Below are 16845 nucleotides of genomic sequence, written 5' to 3'. Positions count from 1 at the left end.
GCACATGCGGATTTGTGGCACTAATACTGGGCATATCGTCGATGGTTTTGGCCAGAGGCCGCTCAACCGGTGGACGCCACACGAAGGCATGGTTTATGGGCATGTCCGGCTTGGCTGTTGTCGCGCTGGAGGTCTCGATCGGCCTTTGGGTATTGATAACGCGTCCTTACCTGATCCCCTTCTAAGAGCGCCCGCTACCCGTACTCGATCGGGTCCGCCGAACGTCTCGTCGGAACCAAAGTATTCTGGAAAGGATGAGTGAAACCCCAGATTCCCCGCGACCAGTCACGCCCGGCAGCCAGGCTTCCTTCGGTACCTACGGTGGTCGGCCAGTCAGCTTTGTGCGCCGTGGCACCCGACTGCAGGGACGCAGGCAAGCCGCATGGGAAGAGCACGCAGAACGCTGGGCCATTCAGGTGCCGCGCCATGTTGCCAACACCTCGGTCCACCCGGACTACACCTTCGACGCCGAGGCAGTCTTTGGGCGCAAGGCACCCCTGATTGTGGAGATCGGTTCGGGCCTGGGTGACGCCGTAGTCCATGCCGCGGAACAGAACCCGGACAAGGACTTCCTTGCGGTTGAGGTCTACACGCCAGGTTTGGCCAACACCATCATCAAGATCAACAGCCGTGGGCTGACCAACGTGCGGGTGGTGGAAGCCAACGCCCCTGAGGTTCTCGAGTCGATGCTCCCGGAGGAGTCGGTCAGCGAGCTTTGGGTATTCTTCCCGGATCCCTGGCACAAGGCACGGCACCACAAGCGACGCCTTATCCAACCTGCCTTCGCTTCAGTAGCTGCCAAGGCTCTCGTAAAGGGCGGTTACTGGCGCATCGCCACGGACTGGTCCAACTATGCAGTGCACGTCCGCGAAGTGCTGGCAGGATCCACAGAGTTCGAGAACATGCACGAAGGCGAGCGCAGCGGCGAGGAGAGCCCGCTGACGCAGGTATGGCAGTCCGGCGTCGAGTCTGTTGTGGGTGGTGCGCCCGTCCGCGAAGGCCGTGCGCCGGTCAGCACCGAGCACACCGGTCCGAACGAGGGCGTGGATGAAGAAGGCGGCTGGGCTCCCCGGTTCGATGGCAGAATCCGGACAAGCTTTGAAAACAAAGCCCACGAGGCCGGGCGCATGATCTTTGACCTCACGTACCGCAAGCTTTAGCCAACGGACTATGGGGGAACCATGAGCTATCAGCCGCCGATCGACTACTACCAGCAACCACAACGGTCCGGCACGCGGGGCCTGGGCGCCGGCATCACGAGCATCGTCGCTGCTGTCCTCTCCCCCGTCGCGGCCGTAGTGAGCATTCCCTTGGGTATTGCCGCTATCGCCTCGTCGATAAGCCGCTACAACGAGGGCAACGACGCTTGGTGGTTCGGTGCACTGATCCTGGCGGGAGTCGCGGTCCTTCTGGCTATTGTGGCTGTAGTCAGTGGGTTGCTCGCGGTATTCCGGGCAGGTCGCATGAACGCGGGCCGCATCACGGGAATCGTCGGTTTGGCGATCATGGCGGTCAATGTCTTTGGTGTTGCCTTCATGGTGTTCCTGGTACTCGGCGCTGGGCAGGGATCCTAATGCCACAGGTGCGTGCCGAGCGGCTGATCCGGCTGGATCCCGAGACCGCTTTTGCCCTCTCCCAGACCACGGGTGATTTCAGGCTCAAATGGGATCCGTTCATCTCCGCCCAAGCCTTTCTGGATGGGGCCAAATCGGCTGGCAAGGGCGTCAGGACGCGGACTGTCTCCCGCATGGGCCTGAAAATGGTCAGTGAGTACGTCTCGTACACGCCTCCACGAAACGTGGGTATGACCATGGTGTCCGGGCCTTGGTTCTTTGAGAATTTCGGCGGCGGCTGGCGGTTCACCCCGGACGACGGCGGCACCCGGGCAGTCTGGAAGTACACCTTTTCCTGCCGCCCGGCCCTGGTGAAGCCGTTGGCCGAGAGGATCGGAACCTGGCTCCTGGGCCGGGAGATTGAGCGTCGCATTGAGGCGTTCGCCCGGGCTTGCGAAAACCAGGCCCTGATTGCGGAACTGCGTGCCCAGGGCTCAGGGGTCACGGACCGCTAAGGTTCACGGCACCGAAATCGAGGCCACGGTCTTCTCTGCTTCATCACGAAGCTCAACACCGGCGATGCCGGCCAACTGCACGGGCGTGGCACCCGTGATCTTGATCCGGCCGCTCTGAGTGGCCGTCCATCCGCACGTGCGTTCTTCGGCACCATCCCGGCCTTTCACCCACAGGTAGAGCGTGCCTTCCTGCGGCATGGACCGGCCCTCCACAGCGAGTTCGGTACCCCAGTTCTTCTTCACCATGCCCACGGTTAGCTGCAATCCGCTTTCCGACTGAACCGAATAGCTTGCGTCCGGTTTCGCGGGCTGGTTCAGCAGGGGCCCGGCGAGGAAGCCAACAGCGAGGCAAGCAGCAGCAACCGCGCCCACCAAAGCCGCCCACCGCCGTCGTGATTGCCGCCTGCGGATCAACAGGTCCACTAAGACCTTCTCGGGGAGCGCCTCAGGTTTCGGTTCCAATGGTGAGAGCGCGTTCGCGCCTCCAGCAACGGTGAGGGCGACAGCGTCAGCTGCGGGAACGGCGTCGAGCAAGGCGGGCAGGCTTTCCAGTTGCTCCAACTCGTGGCGGCACTCAGCACATTTTGCGAGATGATCCTCAAACGTGCGTGCCTCCTCGGGATCGAGCCCACCCAGCAAATAGGCGCCCAGCGACTGGTGTGCGGAGTTGCCGTTCATCGTTCCACCCCCATTTCATCAAGGATCGTTCGGAGGGCTTTCACAGCGTAGAAAGCCCGGGATTTCACGGTTCCCGCCGGGATGTTCAGCTGCAGTGCTGCCTCGCTAACGGTGAACCTTTGATAGTGGAGGGCCACCAAAACCTGGCGGTGTTCGTGACTCAGGCGTAGCAGCGCTTCCTCCATGAGGACCCTGTTCAGGAGTTCATCAACGCGCTCCGTTGCAGGATGGTCCGGGAGGTCCTGCTCGCCGGCCTCGGCAGGGCGGCGCTGCGCCTTCCTGTAGTTGTCGATGATGACGTTTCGGGCCGTCCGGAAAAGGTAGCTGCGCAAACTTCCCGTGATCTGCGGGGCGTGCTGCCATACCTTGAGGATGGTTTCCTGAACGACGTCGTCCGCTTGATGGGCGTCGGACGTGCAGCTGAGAACGAAGCGCTTCAGAGCAGTGCCGTGGTCGCGGTAGATCGCAGCCACCACGTCTTCATCCAACGGCATAGCCACCTCCCTCTTTCAGCTGCCCCTTCGCCTATACGACGACGCGCGAACGGAAAAGGTTCAGACCCATGAACCATTCTTCCCCCACCGGCGTCGTAGGGGTTAGCGCCGGTCCTTTCCGGCCGGCTCGTCAAAGGAGCTAAACATGAAGAAACGACTCACTTTTGGATTCGGTGTGTTGGTCCTGACCGCCGCCTTGGCCGGGTGTGCCGGAAATCCTGGAACCACCGCTACCTCCGCACCACCTCCCGCGGCTACTCCCTCTTCGGCAGCTACCTCCGCGTCCCCGACAGCGGATTCCACCACCAAGGGCGCCGAAATGAAGGTGTCATCCTCCAGCGCAGGTCAGATCGTGGTGGACAGCAAGGGCATGAGCCTCTACTTCTTCACCAAAGACGTCAAGGACTCGGGAACCAGCGCTTGCGTGGACGCTTGCCTGGATGCTTGGCCCGTCTTCACCACGACGTCGGATACGCCCACGGTTGAAGGCGTCACCGGGACTATGGGAACCATTGCGACGCCTGACGGCAAGAAGCAAGTAACACTCAACGGCATGCCCCTGTACTACTACGCCAAGGACAAAGTTCCCGGCGACGTGACGGGTCAGGGCGTGGGCGGCGTCTGGTACTTGGTGAGCCCGGCCGGGGAGATGATCAAAGACGCTGCGGGTTCGGGCTACTGAAGCGTGGCACCGAGATCGCGGGAAGCCTGCCATGTCGCCGAAAGGTTCCTCGTGAACAGGCAGGGTTCCCACGAACTCGCAGTCCGGACTGATCACCTGAGCGCCCGAAGGATGCGTTCCTTGAAGGTGCGCTCTTGAAAAAGGTCCTTCCACTCGATTCGGATAAACCGCCAGCCCTCCTCTGCCAGTGCCTTTTCCCGCCGTCGTTCTTGAAAGATGACCTCGTCCATCGGTTTGAAGTCGAAGTATTTGGTTCGACCGTCGAACTCCAGAGCCAGTTTTTCCTCTTCCCAAGCGAAATCCATGCGGTGCCGACCCAAACGGGACTGCACCTCGAATTGGGGCTGTGGGGGCCTGATTCTGAGCCTTTGCATCAACTCCCGGGTCAGCGTCTCACCGGCAGACTCGGACCGCGGGTCTGCGTTGTCCAAAGCCTTGCGCAACGTGCGGATTCCCCGCTTTCCGGAGGAGACCGCTGCCATGTCGGCAAGTGCGCTGATATCGGCTCCGACTCGTAAACCATGGTCCATAATCACAAGTGCTTTGGGATAGCTAAGCATCCTGGCAGTGTCAAAGATGGTGCGCTCGAGTGTGGTCGCCCGCAAACCCTGAACCTGCACCACATCGTCCTCGGTGAAAGTTTCTGTGTGTCCTCGAACGTCCTTGCCCCAGCGGTCGGAGGAAGGCCTGGTTTGGTGCAGAACATGAACTTTGTCATCAACACCCCACACGAACAGACCATGGAGCCTTGCTGCCGACAAATGGCTGTAAACGAAACCACCTGTTGACGTGGTCAGCGTCCCATGCGCATGTGCCACGATCCGCTCCCTGGCCTGCCTCCTCGGCCCCAAGGAGTTCCACTTGCTGGCCCTGATATAGCAGCCATATCTCAAGCGATGCAGTTCACCGGCCTCCACAAGCGCCCTGATATTTCGACTGTTGAGACCGAATCGGAGTAATTCATCGGTCCTCCAGATATACCCACGCACAGGAAGCGGGCGGACTATCGGGGCGGTGCTTTCACGCGATGACGGCGGCTGCATCGGCTCAGCATGGCAACCAAACATACAGTCGCTAAAGAGGTGCGCGGCGCTATGTGGAAATCCGAGCGCCGAGGCCGCGGGAACGGTGCGAATACGCCGAAAGTTTGCCCACGAAGGCGCACGTTTCCAGCGAAGTCAGAAACAGCGCCGGGCTACGATCGGGATGTGGGCGAGACTTCTGACTTCAAGGCTGCGGCCAAGACGTGGCAAACCATGGTGGACACCAACCAGGCGTTGCTTCTGCGCAAGTCCGGACACGACGTCCATTGGTGGGCCGAAGAGGGCCGCGCCAAGGGCTTGAAGAACGACGCCGGGCTCCGCGACTGGATGCGCGACGAACACGGAATCACGGGCTACGCGCAATACGCAGTCTCGTGGGAAATGTTCGGCTACCCCGAGTTCATGCTCCGGGACGCCGATGAACTCTTTGACGGCCAATACGCCAACCACCCCCAGTTACGTCCCATAGCGGACGCTCTGATGGCATGGTCCGCTGAGACCGACGGCGTAGTGATCCAGATGCGCAAGGGCTATGTTTCGCTTCACAGCCCTCGGCGGAAGTTTGCCCAGGTCACCCGGACCAACAAAACCACCGTTGATATCGCCCTGCGTTTGGACGCTCCAGCCGAGGGCAGGCTCGAGGCCGTGAAGGTTCGGGAGGGAGACTCCTTCGACCGCCGGGTACGGCTGAAATCCATCGACGACGTCGACGACGAGCTACTCGGCTACCTCGCCAAGGCGCTGGACCAGAACAGCTAGAGGGCAAGCCCAGCGCGCCGGGTTCGTGGGAAACCTGCCGTATCGCCGAAGGTTCCGGGCGAGCACACAAGGTTCCAGCGAACTCGCGCAATACAACTATCGCCTCGCACTCCCGTAGAGCTGTCGCACCAGGTGCTCGATGTCGGGCTCGTGCAAGGACAGGTCGGCAACCTCGGCTGTGCTGGAAATCGCAGCAAGCACGGTGGCCGCTGAGAGCCTGCGCGGATCGAAGGAAACGCTGTGCCTGATTCCATCGGCCTCGATGCCCTCGTGCACTGCGCCGTCAGGCAGCGTAAAGAGAGCAGCGGAGTGCACGGGGGCGGTGAGGTCAACCACCATGGTGCGCACGGCTCCGGCCACCTCAGCCAAACCGGTGAGCGGACCGTCGTAGGCGATTGCGCCGTCGTCGACTACCAGGACGCACTGGCATAAACGCTGGATGTCGCTCATGTCGTGCGTGGTCAGCAGCAGCGTGGTGCCGTTCTCGCGGCGCTCAGCGTCCAGGAACTGACGCAGTTTCTCTTTGCTGATCATGTCCAGGCCAATGGTCGGCTCGTCCAGGATCACCAGCTCCGGCCGGTGCAGCAGGGCAGCCGCGACCTCGCCCCGCATCCGCTGGCCCAAGGAAAGTTGCCGTACAGGCGTGGTGAGGAACTCCCCCAGGTCCATCTGATCGGCCAGCTCACGGAACCTGGGCCGCCAGTCGGCCTCGGGCATGCGATGCATGGCGCCGAGGATCGGGTAAGAGTCCTGCAGGGGGAGATCCCACCAAAGCTGCGAGCGCTGTCCGAACACGACGCCGATCTTCCGGGCCAACGCTTTACGCTGAGGCACCGGGTTGAACCCGCAGACGGTCACGCGTCCCGAGCTTGGCACCAGGACACCCGTCAGCATCTTGATGGTGGTGGACTTGCCTGCCCCGTTGGCTCCGATGTAGCCGACGGCCTCCCCTGGTTCCACTGTGAAGTCGATCCCACGGACCGCGTGAACCGTCTTCTTGCGTCGCCGGAACCGCCCGACCGACTCCATGACTTGGAATTCCCGGCTCAGGTTTTCCACTTCGATGATGGGCATGTCAGCCTCCTGCGCCGGTGTACTTTTTGATGGCCGCCCGCCAGAGGAGCAGCATGAGTCCGCTAAGGACGACGGCGGCTGGCAGTCCCAGCCACCCCGTCCAGGCCGGGATCCCGGCTGGGCCGTCGAGGTCGAGGATGACCAGGCTGGGAGCGTAGGCCACCAACGTTGCCGGGATGACGAACGTGAAGAAGATTTGGATTGGGAAGAACAGCGCCGCTCCGGGCATGGAGGCCACATACCGCCCTCCGTAGGTGAAAGCATTGGCGAATTGCCTGCCGTCGAGGATCCAGAATTGCATGGCTCCAGCGCCAAGGAAGAGTGCGCAGAAGATTGCCGCCCCCGCAAGGGGCGTGATGAGGGCAAACGTGACCTTGGCAGGGTCCCAGTCGATTTCCGTGAGCAGGAGCGCTGCAATAAGCGCAGCCACTGCGAAGATCAGCCGCCCGACGCGTCTCAGTTGGAAATCGGAGGTCGCCAATTGGAGCAGGACAGGCAAAGGCCGAACCAGCAGTACCTCCAACTTGCCGGACCTGATGGTCTCGGACATGGAATCGGTCTCCCCCATCAACAGGTCACCGAGTGCGAACGACACCGAGGCGAGCCCGAATACCAGGAGTGTCTGGGCCAGGGTCATGCCGCCGAACGTGGAGACGTTGTGGACGATCGCGTAGAGCTCCACGAACTCAGTTAATCCCAGCAGGACTTGCCCGGCAACGTCGGAGAGGAAACTGCCCCGGTAGGCGAGCTGCGAGCGCAGCCGGGCGGAGACAAGGAGTTTGAGGAGGACCAAGTTAGTGACCGGGGCGTGAGGGTCCCGGGTTTCTCGCCGAGAGGTCGCGCGCGGACTAGCCACCTTGCACCACCAGCCTCCGCGAACCGAAGCGGACCATCACCTGCACAACCCCAAGCAGCACGGCCAGCCAGAAAAATTGGAGACCCACCATGGCAAGGCTTTCGGCGCCAACGGTCCTTCCCGCGAGAATGTCCACCGGGGTCTGCAGCATTGACGGGAACGGTGTTGCCCGGGCGAAGTCGAGCAGCCAGTCAGGAAACCAGGTCACGGGCACCAGGAACCCGGACAGCAGGTTCATCAGGACCATGTACAGCATCCAGAAACCGCGGATTTCGAGCACCCAGAAGGACAACAGATTGATGGCGAAGAAGCCCAGAAAGTTCAGGGATACGGCAGCCACGATCGACACGAATCCCAGCAGGTAGGGCCCGGGACTTCCGGGCATCGCCAGCCCTGTCACCAGGGCTCCGACGATGAGCGGCGGTAACCCGCGCGGCAGCACGTCGAAGGCGGCGCGGCCCAGGTCTTGAGCCCAGTAGGACGCGGTCAGGTTGACTGACCGGGAAAGGTCGACGGCGACGTCCCCCGACTTCACGCGGCTTGCCAGCTCAGTGTTGCCGAACAGTCCCAAAGGTGTCAGGAGCGCCTGACCCAACCACACATAGGTGGCGGCCTCCATCGCCGAGTATCCACCGATGGCCCCACCCGCCGTCGTAATGGCGCTCAGCAGCAGCGACGCCCGGATGAGTCCGAAGACCGAGTTGGTGAAAGCGCCGGCGACGGCGGCAGTACGGTACGTGGAATGGCGTCGGAATGATGACTTGGCCAGCTCCCAATACGCACGCACCGGTCGAGTCTATTACGACACACAAACCCACCTGACTAAAGCCGTGAATTCGCGGCCCGGTGTCCACAACCTCCGGCCGGACGGCAGGCATCCGGAAGCGTGCGTCAAAGCGGCCGGACGGCAGGCATCCGGAAGCGTGCGTCAAAGCGCAAAGTGGGCCCACACCGTCAGGGTTCCCTGGCCGAGCTTGCGAGGCTAGGGGGACGGCGGGGTACACGCGGAGGATGTCTGCCGTCCGGTAGACCAACCAGGGACTTACGCGTCGGCGAATTCCTCGGACTCCTCGAACTCTACGGCCGCGACTATCTCCTTGGTCTCCGGGTGAATCATGAAGGCCTCGTCGTCATCTTCCACCATGATGTAGTCGCCGTGGTCGGTGGAGAAGTGCCAGGCGAGGGTCTTCACGCCGTCGTGCTCGTAGTTGGGATCGCCCATGGTGATCTTTTCCAAGGCGTAGCCAGCCACGTCGCAGAGTTCGCGGATGATGACCTCGAACTCGGGGGCGTTGGCGAGGGCTTCTTCGTCGGCTTCGGCCTGGCGCTCGGCGAGGTCCGGGATCTGGGCGACGCGTTCGGCAATGTGCGCTTCGATTTCTTCGTCCGAAAGAACCAGCAGTTCGGACTGGCCGCGAAGGTAGGCAGCGTTGAGCTCGATGATGTCCTCTTCTTCCAGCAGTGCCTCGAACTCGCCGTCGAGCTCGTCCAGGGTAACTACAGCCGCAGGCTGCGTTTCGGACTCGTCCAGGTCGCCGTCGAGGTAGGCCTCGGCTTCATCTTCGGTTAGGGCGTCGAAGGCCGCGGCGGTGCGGTTGAAGAGGTCAAGGTGCCGGGTGGCTCCCATGCCCTCGAGCCCGGCGCGGATGTAGGCGTCCACTTCTTCACGCTCCGGTGCGGTGAAGACGTACTGGGCGAAACCGCCGGACAGCGCCTGGGTCAGGTAGAAGTCCACAAAGTAGCTGTTGAGCGCAGGGGTCGAGATTTCGTCACTGTTGAGGAGCTCCGCGTACATCTCGTTCACCACGTTGACGTTGGAATCCACTACATCCGCACTGCCGGCTTCGAAGCTGGTCTTGCTCAGGATGACGGGGTACTCGTTGGTAGTCATGGGGAATCCTCACTGCTGAAAGCTGATGGTGCTCCGGACACTTTCAACGTACGCGTGGGAGCGGCGCGGCAATCGAGGAAGAGGTTAACGGAGGGCGAAGTTTGGGAGCTGTTTTCTGCTGACTAAGATTGAACAGATATCCTCCTGCCGAAAGTAGCCCTACGCATGCCGTCCCACACAGACGAAAACTGGGAACTGGCCATTCAGACTCCTGCCATCACGGACCGCTCGCTCGCGGCCGGATTGGCCTATGCCATGGGCAGCCGCGTGAACGGGATTTCTTTCGACGCGGCTACGGGCCTCCTGATGGGCAAGGTCCGCGGCACAGGTCCGCAGCCTTATTCGACGTCGGCAAAACTGGTGCGTAAGCCCAGCGGCTGGAGCTGCACGGTGGGTATCTGCAGCTGCCCGGTCCGCAAGGACTGCAAGCACGTGGCCGCGTTGCTCTTCACTGCCGAAGATCACCCCACCATCCGCGCCCAACTTCTTTCCCAGGCTCCCGGAATTCAAACGTCGAGGGTGGGCTCCGGCCAACAAGGCGGCTCGGCACGTCCTGCGTGGGAACAAGCCCTCAACAGGTTGATCGCGAAACCTGGCACAGCTCCGAGCGCTGCCGGCATCCAGCTTGCGCTTCAGTTCGAGGTGGAAGAGCCTGCGGCCCACTTCTCCTATACAGGCCGCCGCGACCCCATGCGCAGCGTCCGCCAACTCAAGGCCCGCCCGGTCATGATGGGCGCCAAGGGCAAGTGGATCCGCGGCGACGTCTCGTGGAACAACCTGAGCTACGTCAGTTTCCGGCGTGAATTCAATGAGGTCCACGTCGAGTGGCTTCAGACTTTCCTCGCGGCACACGGCTCCAGCAACGGCCGGCAGCAACCGTCCGGTGCCATGTGGTTGAGCCTGAACGATTTCGCAGCCAAGAACCTCTGGACCCTCCTCGCCGATGCCACCAAGGCCGGCATTCCGCTCATCCACTCCGCTGGTAGCGAGCCTGTCCGCGTCGAGTCGCAACCCGCCGTCGTCGGACTCAGTTTGGCGCGGCTGGAAGCCGCTCCGGACACCGCAAAGCAGGAAGCACCCGACGGCGGCCTACAGCTCGCGCCGTCCGTGACCTTGGGCGGAGCGCCCGTGGATCCGGGGTCCGTGGGTTTCCTGGGCAAACCGGCCAACGGAATCTTCTTCACGCATTCCGGGGAAACCCTGCCCGGCGTGCCACAGCAGAAGAATCTCATCACCCTTGCGCCCATTGAGGGTGGCATCAGCGATGAGCTGCTGGAGTTCGTCATGGATGGCGACACACTTCAGATCCCGGCCGAGGATGAGAGCCGGTTCCTGACCTCGTTCTATCCGAAGTTGCGGCAGTCCACGCCGGTGCAGGCCGCGGATGAATCGGTGGAGCTGCCCACACTGGCCGTCCCCACCCTGTCCCTGCTGGCCAATTACGGCAACGACCACAAGGTCCGGCTGCATTGGGAGTGGCACTACAAGTCCGGAACCTTGGTCACCGCGCAGCCGTTGTGGCGGCACCCGGATGACCGGGGCTACCGCGACGACCTTGAAGAAGCGCGGATCCTCGAGTCACTCGGACGTCCGTGGGATGTGGTCCCTGCGCTGGCCGAATCGGCAACGGGTGGCTGGGGTGCGCCCCGCATCGCTGCCTCCGCTGAGCTCGGCGGCTTGGACACACTGGCGTTCACCGAAGAGGTGTTGCCCGCGCTCAAGGACCTGCCGGACGTCGTGGTTGAAACCTCCGGCGACATCGCCGACTACCGCGAAGCAGCCGAAGCGCCGGTGGTGTCCATCTCCACGAAGGAAACGGCGAGCGGTGACTGGTTCGACCTCGGCATCGTGATCACCCTGGAAGGCGAACCCGTCTCCTTCGCGGCTGTGTTCTCCGCGCTTGCTGCCGGAATGAGCCGCATGCTGCTGCCCAGCGGCGCCTACTTCTCGCTTGATCTTCCCGAGCTGCACCAGCTCCGCGCCCTGATCGACGAAGCCCGCTCCCTGCAGGACAACCCGGACAACAAGGACGGCACCCTGCAGATCAGCCGCTTCCAGGCCGGGCTCTGGGATGAGCTCGCCCAGCTGGGGATCGTTGACGAGCAGGCGGCCGCGTGGCGTGAAGCAGTTGGTGGACTGCTCGACGACGGCGTGACCGGGCTGCCACTGCCGGCAGGCCTTAACGCTGAGCTGCGTCCGTATCAGCTCGAGGGTTTCAACTGGCTCAGCTTCCTGTACAAGCACAGCCTCGGTGGCGTGCTGGCTGATGACATGGGCCTGGGTAAGACCGTGCAGGCGATCGCGTTGATTTGTGCGGCGAAGGACCTGGCTGCGGAGACTGCTGCCGCCGCCCAAGGTGATGCCTCGGCGGTGGCGCCGAGGGCTCCATTCCTGGTTGTTGCGCCCACGAGTGTTGTGAGCAACTGGGCTGCTGAAGCGCAGCGCTTTGCTCCGGGGCTCGTGGTGCGGACCGTCGGTGAAACCTTCGCCAAGAGCGGGCTGGCACCATCCGAGGCGTTGGCGGGCGCCGACGTCGTTATTACTTCCTATGCCCTGTTCCGGATTGATTACGATGCCTACGCCTCCTTCCAATGGGCAGGGCTGATGCTGGATGAGGCGCAGTTCGTCAAGAACCACCAGTCCAAGGCGTACCAGTGTGCACGCAAACTGCCGGCCCGTTTCAAGCTGGCCATCACGGGCACGCCATTGGAGAACAACCTCATGGAGTTCTGGGCGCTGACATCGATCGTGGCGCCGGGACTGTTCCCGAGCCCCAAACGGTTCGCCGAGAACTACCAAAAGCCGGTCGAAAAGAACGGTGACTCCGCGCAGCTGGGCAAGCTCCGGCGTCGTGTGCGTCCGCTCATGATGCGCCGCACCAAAGAGCAGGTCATCAAGGATCTGCCGCCCAAGCAGGAGCAAATCCTGGAAGTGGTGCTGAACCCGCGGCACCAGAAGGTCTACCAGACGCACCTGCAACGTGAGCGGCAAAAAATCCTTGGGTTGATCGATGACGTCAACAAGAACCGCTTCACGATCTTCCAGTCGTTGACGTTGCTGCGTCAGCTCAGCTTGGATGCGTCGTTGGTGGATTCATCGCTGTCCGGGGTGCGGTCATCCAAGCTGGACGTGCTTTTTGAGCAGCTGGAGGATCTCATCTCCGAGGGCCACCGGGCACTGATTTTCAGCCAGTTCACAGGGTTCCTGGGCAAGGTTCGGGAGCGTTTGGATGCCGAGGGCGTTGAGTATTGTTATCTCGATGGCAGCACCCGCAACCGCGGCGATGTGGTCAGCGAATTCAAGAACGGCGCCGCTCCGGTGTTCCTTATTTCGTTGAAGGCAGGTGGTTTCGGGCTCAACCTGACCGAGGCCGATTACGTGTTCCTGCTGGATCCCTGGTGGAACCCGGCATCAGAAGCTCAGGCCGTGGACCGAACGCACCGCATCGGGCAGGCCAGGAACGTGATGGTCTACCGCCTGGTCGCGAAGGACACCATCGAAGAGAAGGTCATGGCGTTGAAGGCCAAGAAGTCACAGCTCTTCGCGGATGTGATGGAGGGAGACGCGCTGGCTGGCGGCTCGCTGACGGCGGACGACCTGGCGGCGCTGTTCGCGGAGTGACCTCCCCGAACAGCGCAGCACTGGTTTAGTCGGCTCGTGAGGCAGCTGACTGGATGACCTTGGCGAGGTCGCGGGGGCGGCTCCACATAGGCCAATGTCCCGTCGGTAGGTCAATGACGTCGAGATGCTCGATGTTCGCGACTTCAGCAAACATGGCATGGCCTGTGTGGGCCAACTCCAGCACCTGCGCGCCAGGGATGGAGCAGCACACCAAGGTGGTCCGGACCTTGCGGCGGGCATCGTTCCGCAGCTCGACGGGCTGACGAAGCACGGGGCCAGGCTCAGGGACGGCCCGGGCACGAAAACGCTCGAGGACTTCTGTGCTCAAACCTTCGAGGCTGGCCTGCTGTGCGAGGACTTCGAGGGACGGCAGCGGGAGCTCCTCCAACCCTTCCGGGAGATCAGGGGCGAAGACGCTCCCTGTCGCAAGGGGGCCGGAGTCGACCCACACCACGCCATGAACAAGCTCAGGATGTCGGTCAAGGACAAGGCTGACAGGGGCGTTGGCCCCACTGTGAGCGACGATTGTCGCGGGCTGATCTTCGGAAGTACCGAGTCCGGCAAAGATGTCCAGAATGGCTGCAGCTTGATCGTCGAGGGTCTTCGTCGCCCGTTGAGGGTCGTCCCCATCGAGACCCGGAAGTGTCACCGCAACTGCACGGGAGTGGTCGGTTTCCAGGTGTTCAAGGACTTCATCCCACGCCCAGGCGCCCAGCCAGTGGCCGGCGATGAGGATGATATCCGGACTGCTTGTAGTTGTTGTCATATCACTACCCTCGCAGGCGCCAAGGACAAGTGTGTGTCACTATTTATGTCATGAATTTAGAGCGGCCTGAACGGTGAAGCGAACAGAACGCCTCCATGCTCTGTCCGAAATGCTTCGCCGCAGCGGAACGCGGGGGGTCTCCGCCGAGCGGCTGGCGAGAGAGTTCGAAGTGTCCGTACGCACAGTCAAGAGGGACCTGGATGCGTTGGAGAGCAGCGGTGCCCCCGTATGGTCGCGCCCAGGGCCGGGCGGTGGCTACGGGTTGGCCGCTGGCGCTTCCCTGCCGCCCGTAAGCCTGTCCCCAACGCAGGCCGTGGCGCTCATGGCAGCCGTGTCTGCTGCACCCGACGCCCCCTATGCCGATCTGGCAGCAGCCGGGATCCGGAAGATCGTAGATGTCCTCGATCCCAAGACCCGAGCAAGAGCCGACGAGCTTGCTGGCCGTGTCTGGGTTAATGCGGGTCCCCCATACTCGCGCACGATCAGGTCGGCTCTGGAGCAGGCGATGTCCGAGCAGCGGGTAATCCGCATCCGCTACACATCGAAGGACGGGAGCACGACCATCCGCGACGTCGAACCCGTGCTGTTCGCCTCAACGAACGGCCAGTGGTACTTGGTTGGCTGGTGTCGACTCCGCGACGCCATGAGATGGTTCATCGTGTCGCGCATCGATCGGGCCAGCGTAACCAAAACGGCTTGCGACGGCCATACTATCCACGAGGTCGGAGAACCCCCTGCGAACGCCAGACCCGTGCACGGTCGGGGCGTGTAAGCCGCGAGCTTCTCAGCTCAGTACAGCTAGTCGTCCAGCCGCACACCACGCAGCAACAACATGGTTCCACCCACGGCTACTGCGGATGCCAGGAACACTCCCGCCGCACCGAGCCCTACCGCCACGACGCCTATCGCGCTGGGCAGGACCACTTGGCCCACCCTGTTACCCGCCAACCGCAAGGCGAGCGCACGGCCACGTTGGCCTTCGGGCGCTTGGGCTGAGAGCCAGGACATGGTCAGTGGTTGGCCGATTCCGAGCCCCAGACCGAGGAATGCCATGACGATGAAGAGCAACCACACGGGCATGGGAATCGCGGCCACCCCCAGCGATACCGTGGAAATGGCCAAGCTGAGGACCAGCAGTTTCATCCTGCCAAGTTTGCGGGACATGCTGCCCAGCCCAAGCCGGGAGACCATGGAAAAAACGGCGCGAACCGTCAGCATCAGACCCACGGTGGCCGCAGTCAGGCCACGTTCGGCGCCGAGTGCCGGCAGGTACACGACGGTCAGGTCCACCACTGCCAGGACAGTAGCACTGGTGGCCAACGCCCGGACGACGCCGGGAGTCCTGAGAAGGGCGGCCGCACTGCCCTTTGGTCCTCCCTTGGCAGTGCGCCTCCCTCGGCTGACCTTCGAGGAAATCACGAACGTGGTCAGGAAGAGCACCAGGCTCATCGCCGTCGCGAGCAGGAAGATCGCGTTGGTGTTCGGGCGAACAGACGCACCGCCAACCACGGATATGGCCAACGGTCCAAGAGCCTGGCCCAGAGAGGCTGCGAAGGTCAGATAACCGAAAGCGGAGTCCAGACGCGTTGACGCCGCATTGTTCGCAACCACAGCCTGCTGTCCCACCACGCAGGCCAACTGCCCTGCACCCAGAAGCGCTGTGCCCGCCACCAGCGCGGGGACTGATGTTCCCCAGAACAGCAGAAAGGCGGAACAACCCAGTACGACGGCGGCCCCGATCGCCATGAGGCGACGCTCACCAAGGCGGTCCACCAGTCCGCCGATGGGCAGGGCGAGCAGTAGGGGAAACACAGCGTAGCTCGCGGCAAGAAGGCCGAGGGCGAACCCAGGAACATCCAGCTCCAGGGCGCGGTACGTGGTGGCTGGCCGGACCAGGAAGGTGACAGCCTGGATGAGGGCCGAGTGGACCAGGAGTGCGGTGGACGAACGCCGTCCGAGTTCGCCGATCATTCGACCACGAGGCCAGTGCTCGAGATGACGCGCAAGGTCTCATCACGTGCGCCAATGACATGATCGAAGGCGACCTTGGCTGCCTTATCCGCATCCTTGGAAACAATGGCTTCGACCAAGAGCCGGTGATTGGCAAGCGCTTCGTCACGGCGTTCGGGAGCGTTGTTGGTGAAGTAGCGGTAGCGTTCAACCTGGCTGGCGATCTGCTCATGGAAGCGCTGGGCCCAGGAGTTCCGCGCAATCCTGGCGATCGCAGCGTGCAGGGCAACCCCGTATTTCATGGCTTCGTCGGCAAACTCCACCATCGCGGCGTTGCGGGCCAGGATGCCGCGCAGTTCCTCAAGGTCCGCCGCGGTGGCGTTGGCGCAGGCCTCACGTGCCATCAGGGATTCCAACGCTGCGCGAACATCGTACAGCTCAGAAATCACCTTCTCATCCAGCGCGGGAACCAGGACTCCTCCGGTGGCCTGCTGTTCCAGCAGGCTCTCGGAAATCAGGCGGCGGATAGCTTCCCTCAGTGGGGTACGGCTGACCTGCAGGGCTGTGGCCATGGCGGGTTCGTAGATGCGCGCACCTGGCTTAAGTTCGAGGCTGAGGATCTGGCGCTTCAGCTCGCCGTAGACAAGGTGCGCCCCCGTATTTCGTGGTTGTTCTGCCATGACGTGCCGCCTTCAGGGAAGTGTACTTGTATACACCTATACACCGCTCTCAGGCGGGTGAGCAAAAGAGATTCAGCTGCGACCACTTAGGCAGCCAGTCGATGCCGTGGGACTCCACGGAAGCGCGACGCGCGAGGTGAGCTTCGCCGTCGGGCCTGACCTTGGCCCCGACGAAAAGTAACCCTCTCTCACCTCCCGAGCCCTTCCCACCCACCCTCTCTCCCTTTCTTCAGAAGAGTGATAGACGGTGCGGCACCAAAGTGTCGGGAGGTGATAGACGGTG

The 16845-nt window shown here is 62.5% G+C and carries 17 protein-coding genes; 7 read left to right on the top strand and 10 right to left on the bottom strand.

Annotation, left to right across the window (positions count from 1 at the left end; genetic code table 11):
* Positions 1–254: 254 nt before the first annotated feature.
* Genes trmB through AC6CH8_RS19805 form a run of 3 tightly spaced genes read left to right on the top strand, consistent with a single transcriptional unit; the run spans position 255 to position 2068 of the window.
* Positions 255–1160, top strand: coding sequence for a tRNA (guanosine(46)-N7)-methyltransferase TrmB (gene trmB, locus AC6CH8_RS19815; protein WP_498192002.1), 906 nt, complete (start codon positions 255–257; stop codon positions 1158–1160).
* 21 nt (positions 1161–1181) lie between these two features.
* Positions 1182–1574: a hypothetical protein gene (locus AC6CH8_RS19810; protein ID WP_498192000.1), complete on the top strand. Its 393-nt coding sequence runs from the start codon at positions 1182–1184 to the stop codon at positions 1572–1574.
* The gene (locus AC6CH8_RS19805) at positions 1574–2068 is read left to right on the top strand and encodes a type II toxin-antitoxin system RatA family toxin (RefSeq protein ID WP_498191999.1); all 495 of its coding nucleotides are present in this window, start codon (positions 1574–1576) and stop codon (positions 2066–2068) included. Before AC6CH8_RS19810 ends, AC6CH8_RS19805 begins: the two co-directional genes overlap by 1 nt.
* 3 nt (positions 2069–2071) lie before the next feature.
* Here the strand turns inward: AC6CH8_RS19805 and AC6CH8_RS19800 are convergent, their stop codons facing one another.
* Together AC6CH8_RS19800 and AC6CH8_RS19795 are read right to left on the bottom strand one after the other, a co-directional pair.
* Positions 2072–2746: an anti-sigma factor family protein gene (locus tag AC6CH8_RS19800; RefSeq protein WP_498191998.1), complete on the bottom strand. Its 675-nt coding sequence runs from the start codon at positions 2744–2746 to the stop codon at positions 2072–2074.
* Positions 2743–3240, bottom strand: coding sequence for a sigma-70 family RNA polymerase sigma factor (locus AC6CH8_RS19795; RefSeq protein ID WP_178995943.1), 498 nt, complete (start codon positions 3238–3240; stop codon positions 2743–2745). Before AC6CH8_RS19795 ends, AC6CH8_RS19800 begins: the two co-directional genes overlap by 4 nt.
* Before the next feature lie 145 nt (positions 3241–3385).
* Here AC6CH8_RS19795 and AC6CH8_RS19790 point away from each other — a divergent pair, with 145 nt between their 5' ends.
* Positions 3386–3922, top strand: coding sequence for a COG4315 family predicted lipoprotein (locus AC6CH8_RS19790; protein ID WP_498191996.1), 537 nt, complete (start codon positions 3386–3388; stop codon positions 3920–3922).
* 92 nt (positions 3923–4014) lie between these two features.
* Here the strand turns inward: AC6CH8_RS19790 and AC6CH8_RS19785 are convergent, their stop codons facing one another.
* Complete coding sequence (locus tag AC6CH8_RS19785; RefSeq protein WP_498191994.1) at positions 4015–4965, bottom strand: type IV toxin-antitoxin system AbiEi family antitoxin domain-containing protein; 951 nt, start codon at positions 4963–4965, stop codon at positions 4015–4017.
* Positions 4966–5130: 165 nt separating this feature from the next.
* On the opposite strand from AC6CH8_RS19785, the gene AC6CH8_RS19780 reads away from it, so the two are divergent.
* Complete coding sequence (locus AC6CH8_RS19780) at positions 5131–5724, top strand: DUF5655 domain-containing protein (protein WP_498191993.1); 594 nt, start codon at positions 5131–5133, stop codon at positions 5722–5724.
* Positions 5725–5820: 96 nt separating this feature from the next.
* On the opposite strand, the gene AC6CH8_RS19775 is transcribed toward AC6CH8_RS19780, so the two are convergent.
* The 4 genes from AC6CH8_RS19775 to AC6CH8_RS19760 all read right to left on the bottom strand — a co-directional run bounded on the left by AC6CH8_RS19775 (position 5821) and on the right by AC6CH8_RS19760 (position 9545).
* The gene (locus AC6CH8_RS19775) at positions 5821–6798 is read right to left on the bottom strand and encodes an ABC transporter ATP-binding protein (RefSeq protein WP_498191992.1); all 978 of its coding nucleotides are present in this window, start codon (positions 6796–6798) and stop codon (positions 5821–5823) included.
* 1 nt (position 6799) lies between these two features.
* A complete protein-coding gene (locus AC6CH8_RS19770) occupies positions 6800–7591 on the bottom strand; it encodes an ABC transporter permease (RefSeq protein WP_498191991.1) in 792 nt (263 codons plus the stop codon).
* Positions 7592–7646: 55 nt separating this feature from the next.
* A complete protein-coding gene (locus tag AC6CH8_RS19765; RefSeq protein ID WP_498191990.1) occupies positions 7647–8441 on the bottom strand; it encodes an ABC transporter permease in 795 nt (264 codons plus the stop codon).
* 255 nt (positions 8442–8696) lie between these two features.
* Complete coding sequence (locus tag AC6CH8_RS19760) at positions 8697–9545, bottom strand: DMP19 family protein (protein ID WP_498191989.1); 849 nt, start codon at positions 9543–9545, stop codon at positions 8697–8699.
* Between the two features lie 165 nt (positions 9546–9710).
* Here AC6CH8_RS19760 and AC6CH8_RS19755 point away from each other — a divergent pair, with 165 nt between their 5' ends.
* Positions 9711–13166, top strand: a complete 3456-nt coding sequence (locus AC6CH8_RS19755) for a DEAD/DEAH box helicase (RefSeq protein ID WP_498191988.1) — start codon at positions 9711–9713, stop codon at positions 13164–13166.
* A 25-nt stretch (positions 13167–13191) separates the two neighbouring features.
* Here AC6CH8_RS19755 and AC6CH8_RS19750 read toward each other — a convergent pair whose 3' ends face one another.
* Positions 13192–13932 (bottom strand): alpha/beta fold hydrolase, encoded by a 741-nt coding sequence (locus AC6CH8_RS19750; protein WP_498191987.1) that lies wholly within the window; start codon positions 13930–13932, stop codon positions 13192–13194.
* A gap of 73 nt (positions 13933–14005) precedes the next feature.
* Here AC6CH8_RS19750 and AC6CH8_RS19745 point away from each other — a divergent pair, with 73 nt between their 5' ends.
* Entirely contained in the window at positions 14006–14704 is a 699-nt protein-coding gene (locus AC6CH8_RS19745) for a helix-turn-helix transcriptional regulator (RefSeq protein ID WP_498191985.1), read from the top strand.
* 26 nt (positions 14705–14730) lie between these two features.
* Here the strand turns inward: AC6CH8_RS19745 and AC6CH8_RS19740 are convergent, their stop codons facing one another.
* Both AC6CH8_RS19740 and AC6CH8_RS19735 read right to left on the bottom strand, forming a co-directional pair.
* Complete coding sequence (locus AC6CH8_RS19740) at positions 14731–15903, bottom strand: MFS transporter (RefSeq protein ID WP_091470051.1); 1173 nt, start codon at positions 15901–15903, stop codon at positions 14731–14733.
* Positions 15900–16562, bottom strand: coding sequence for a GntR family transcriptional regulator (locus tag AC6CH8_RS19735; RefSeq protein WP_364309059.1), 663 nt, complete (start codon positions 16560–16562; stop codon positions 15900–15902). Before AC6CH8_RS19735 ends, AC6CH8_RS19740 begins: the two co-directional genes overlap by 4 nt.
* Positions 16563–16845: the final 283 nt, after the last annotated feature.

This window comes from Paenarthrobacter sp. GQ52, assembly GCF_059759005.1.
The sequence above is the reverse complement of the archived record's forward strand: the minus strand, read 5'-3'. Positions and strand labels throughout refer to the sequence as shown.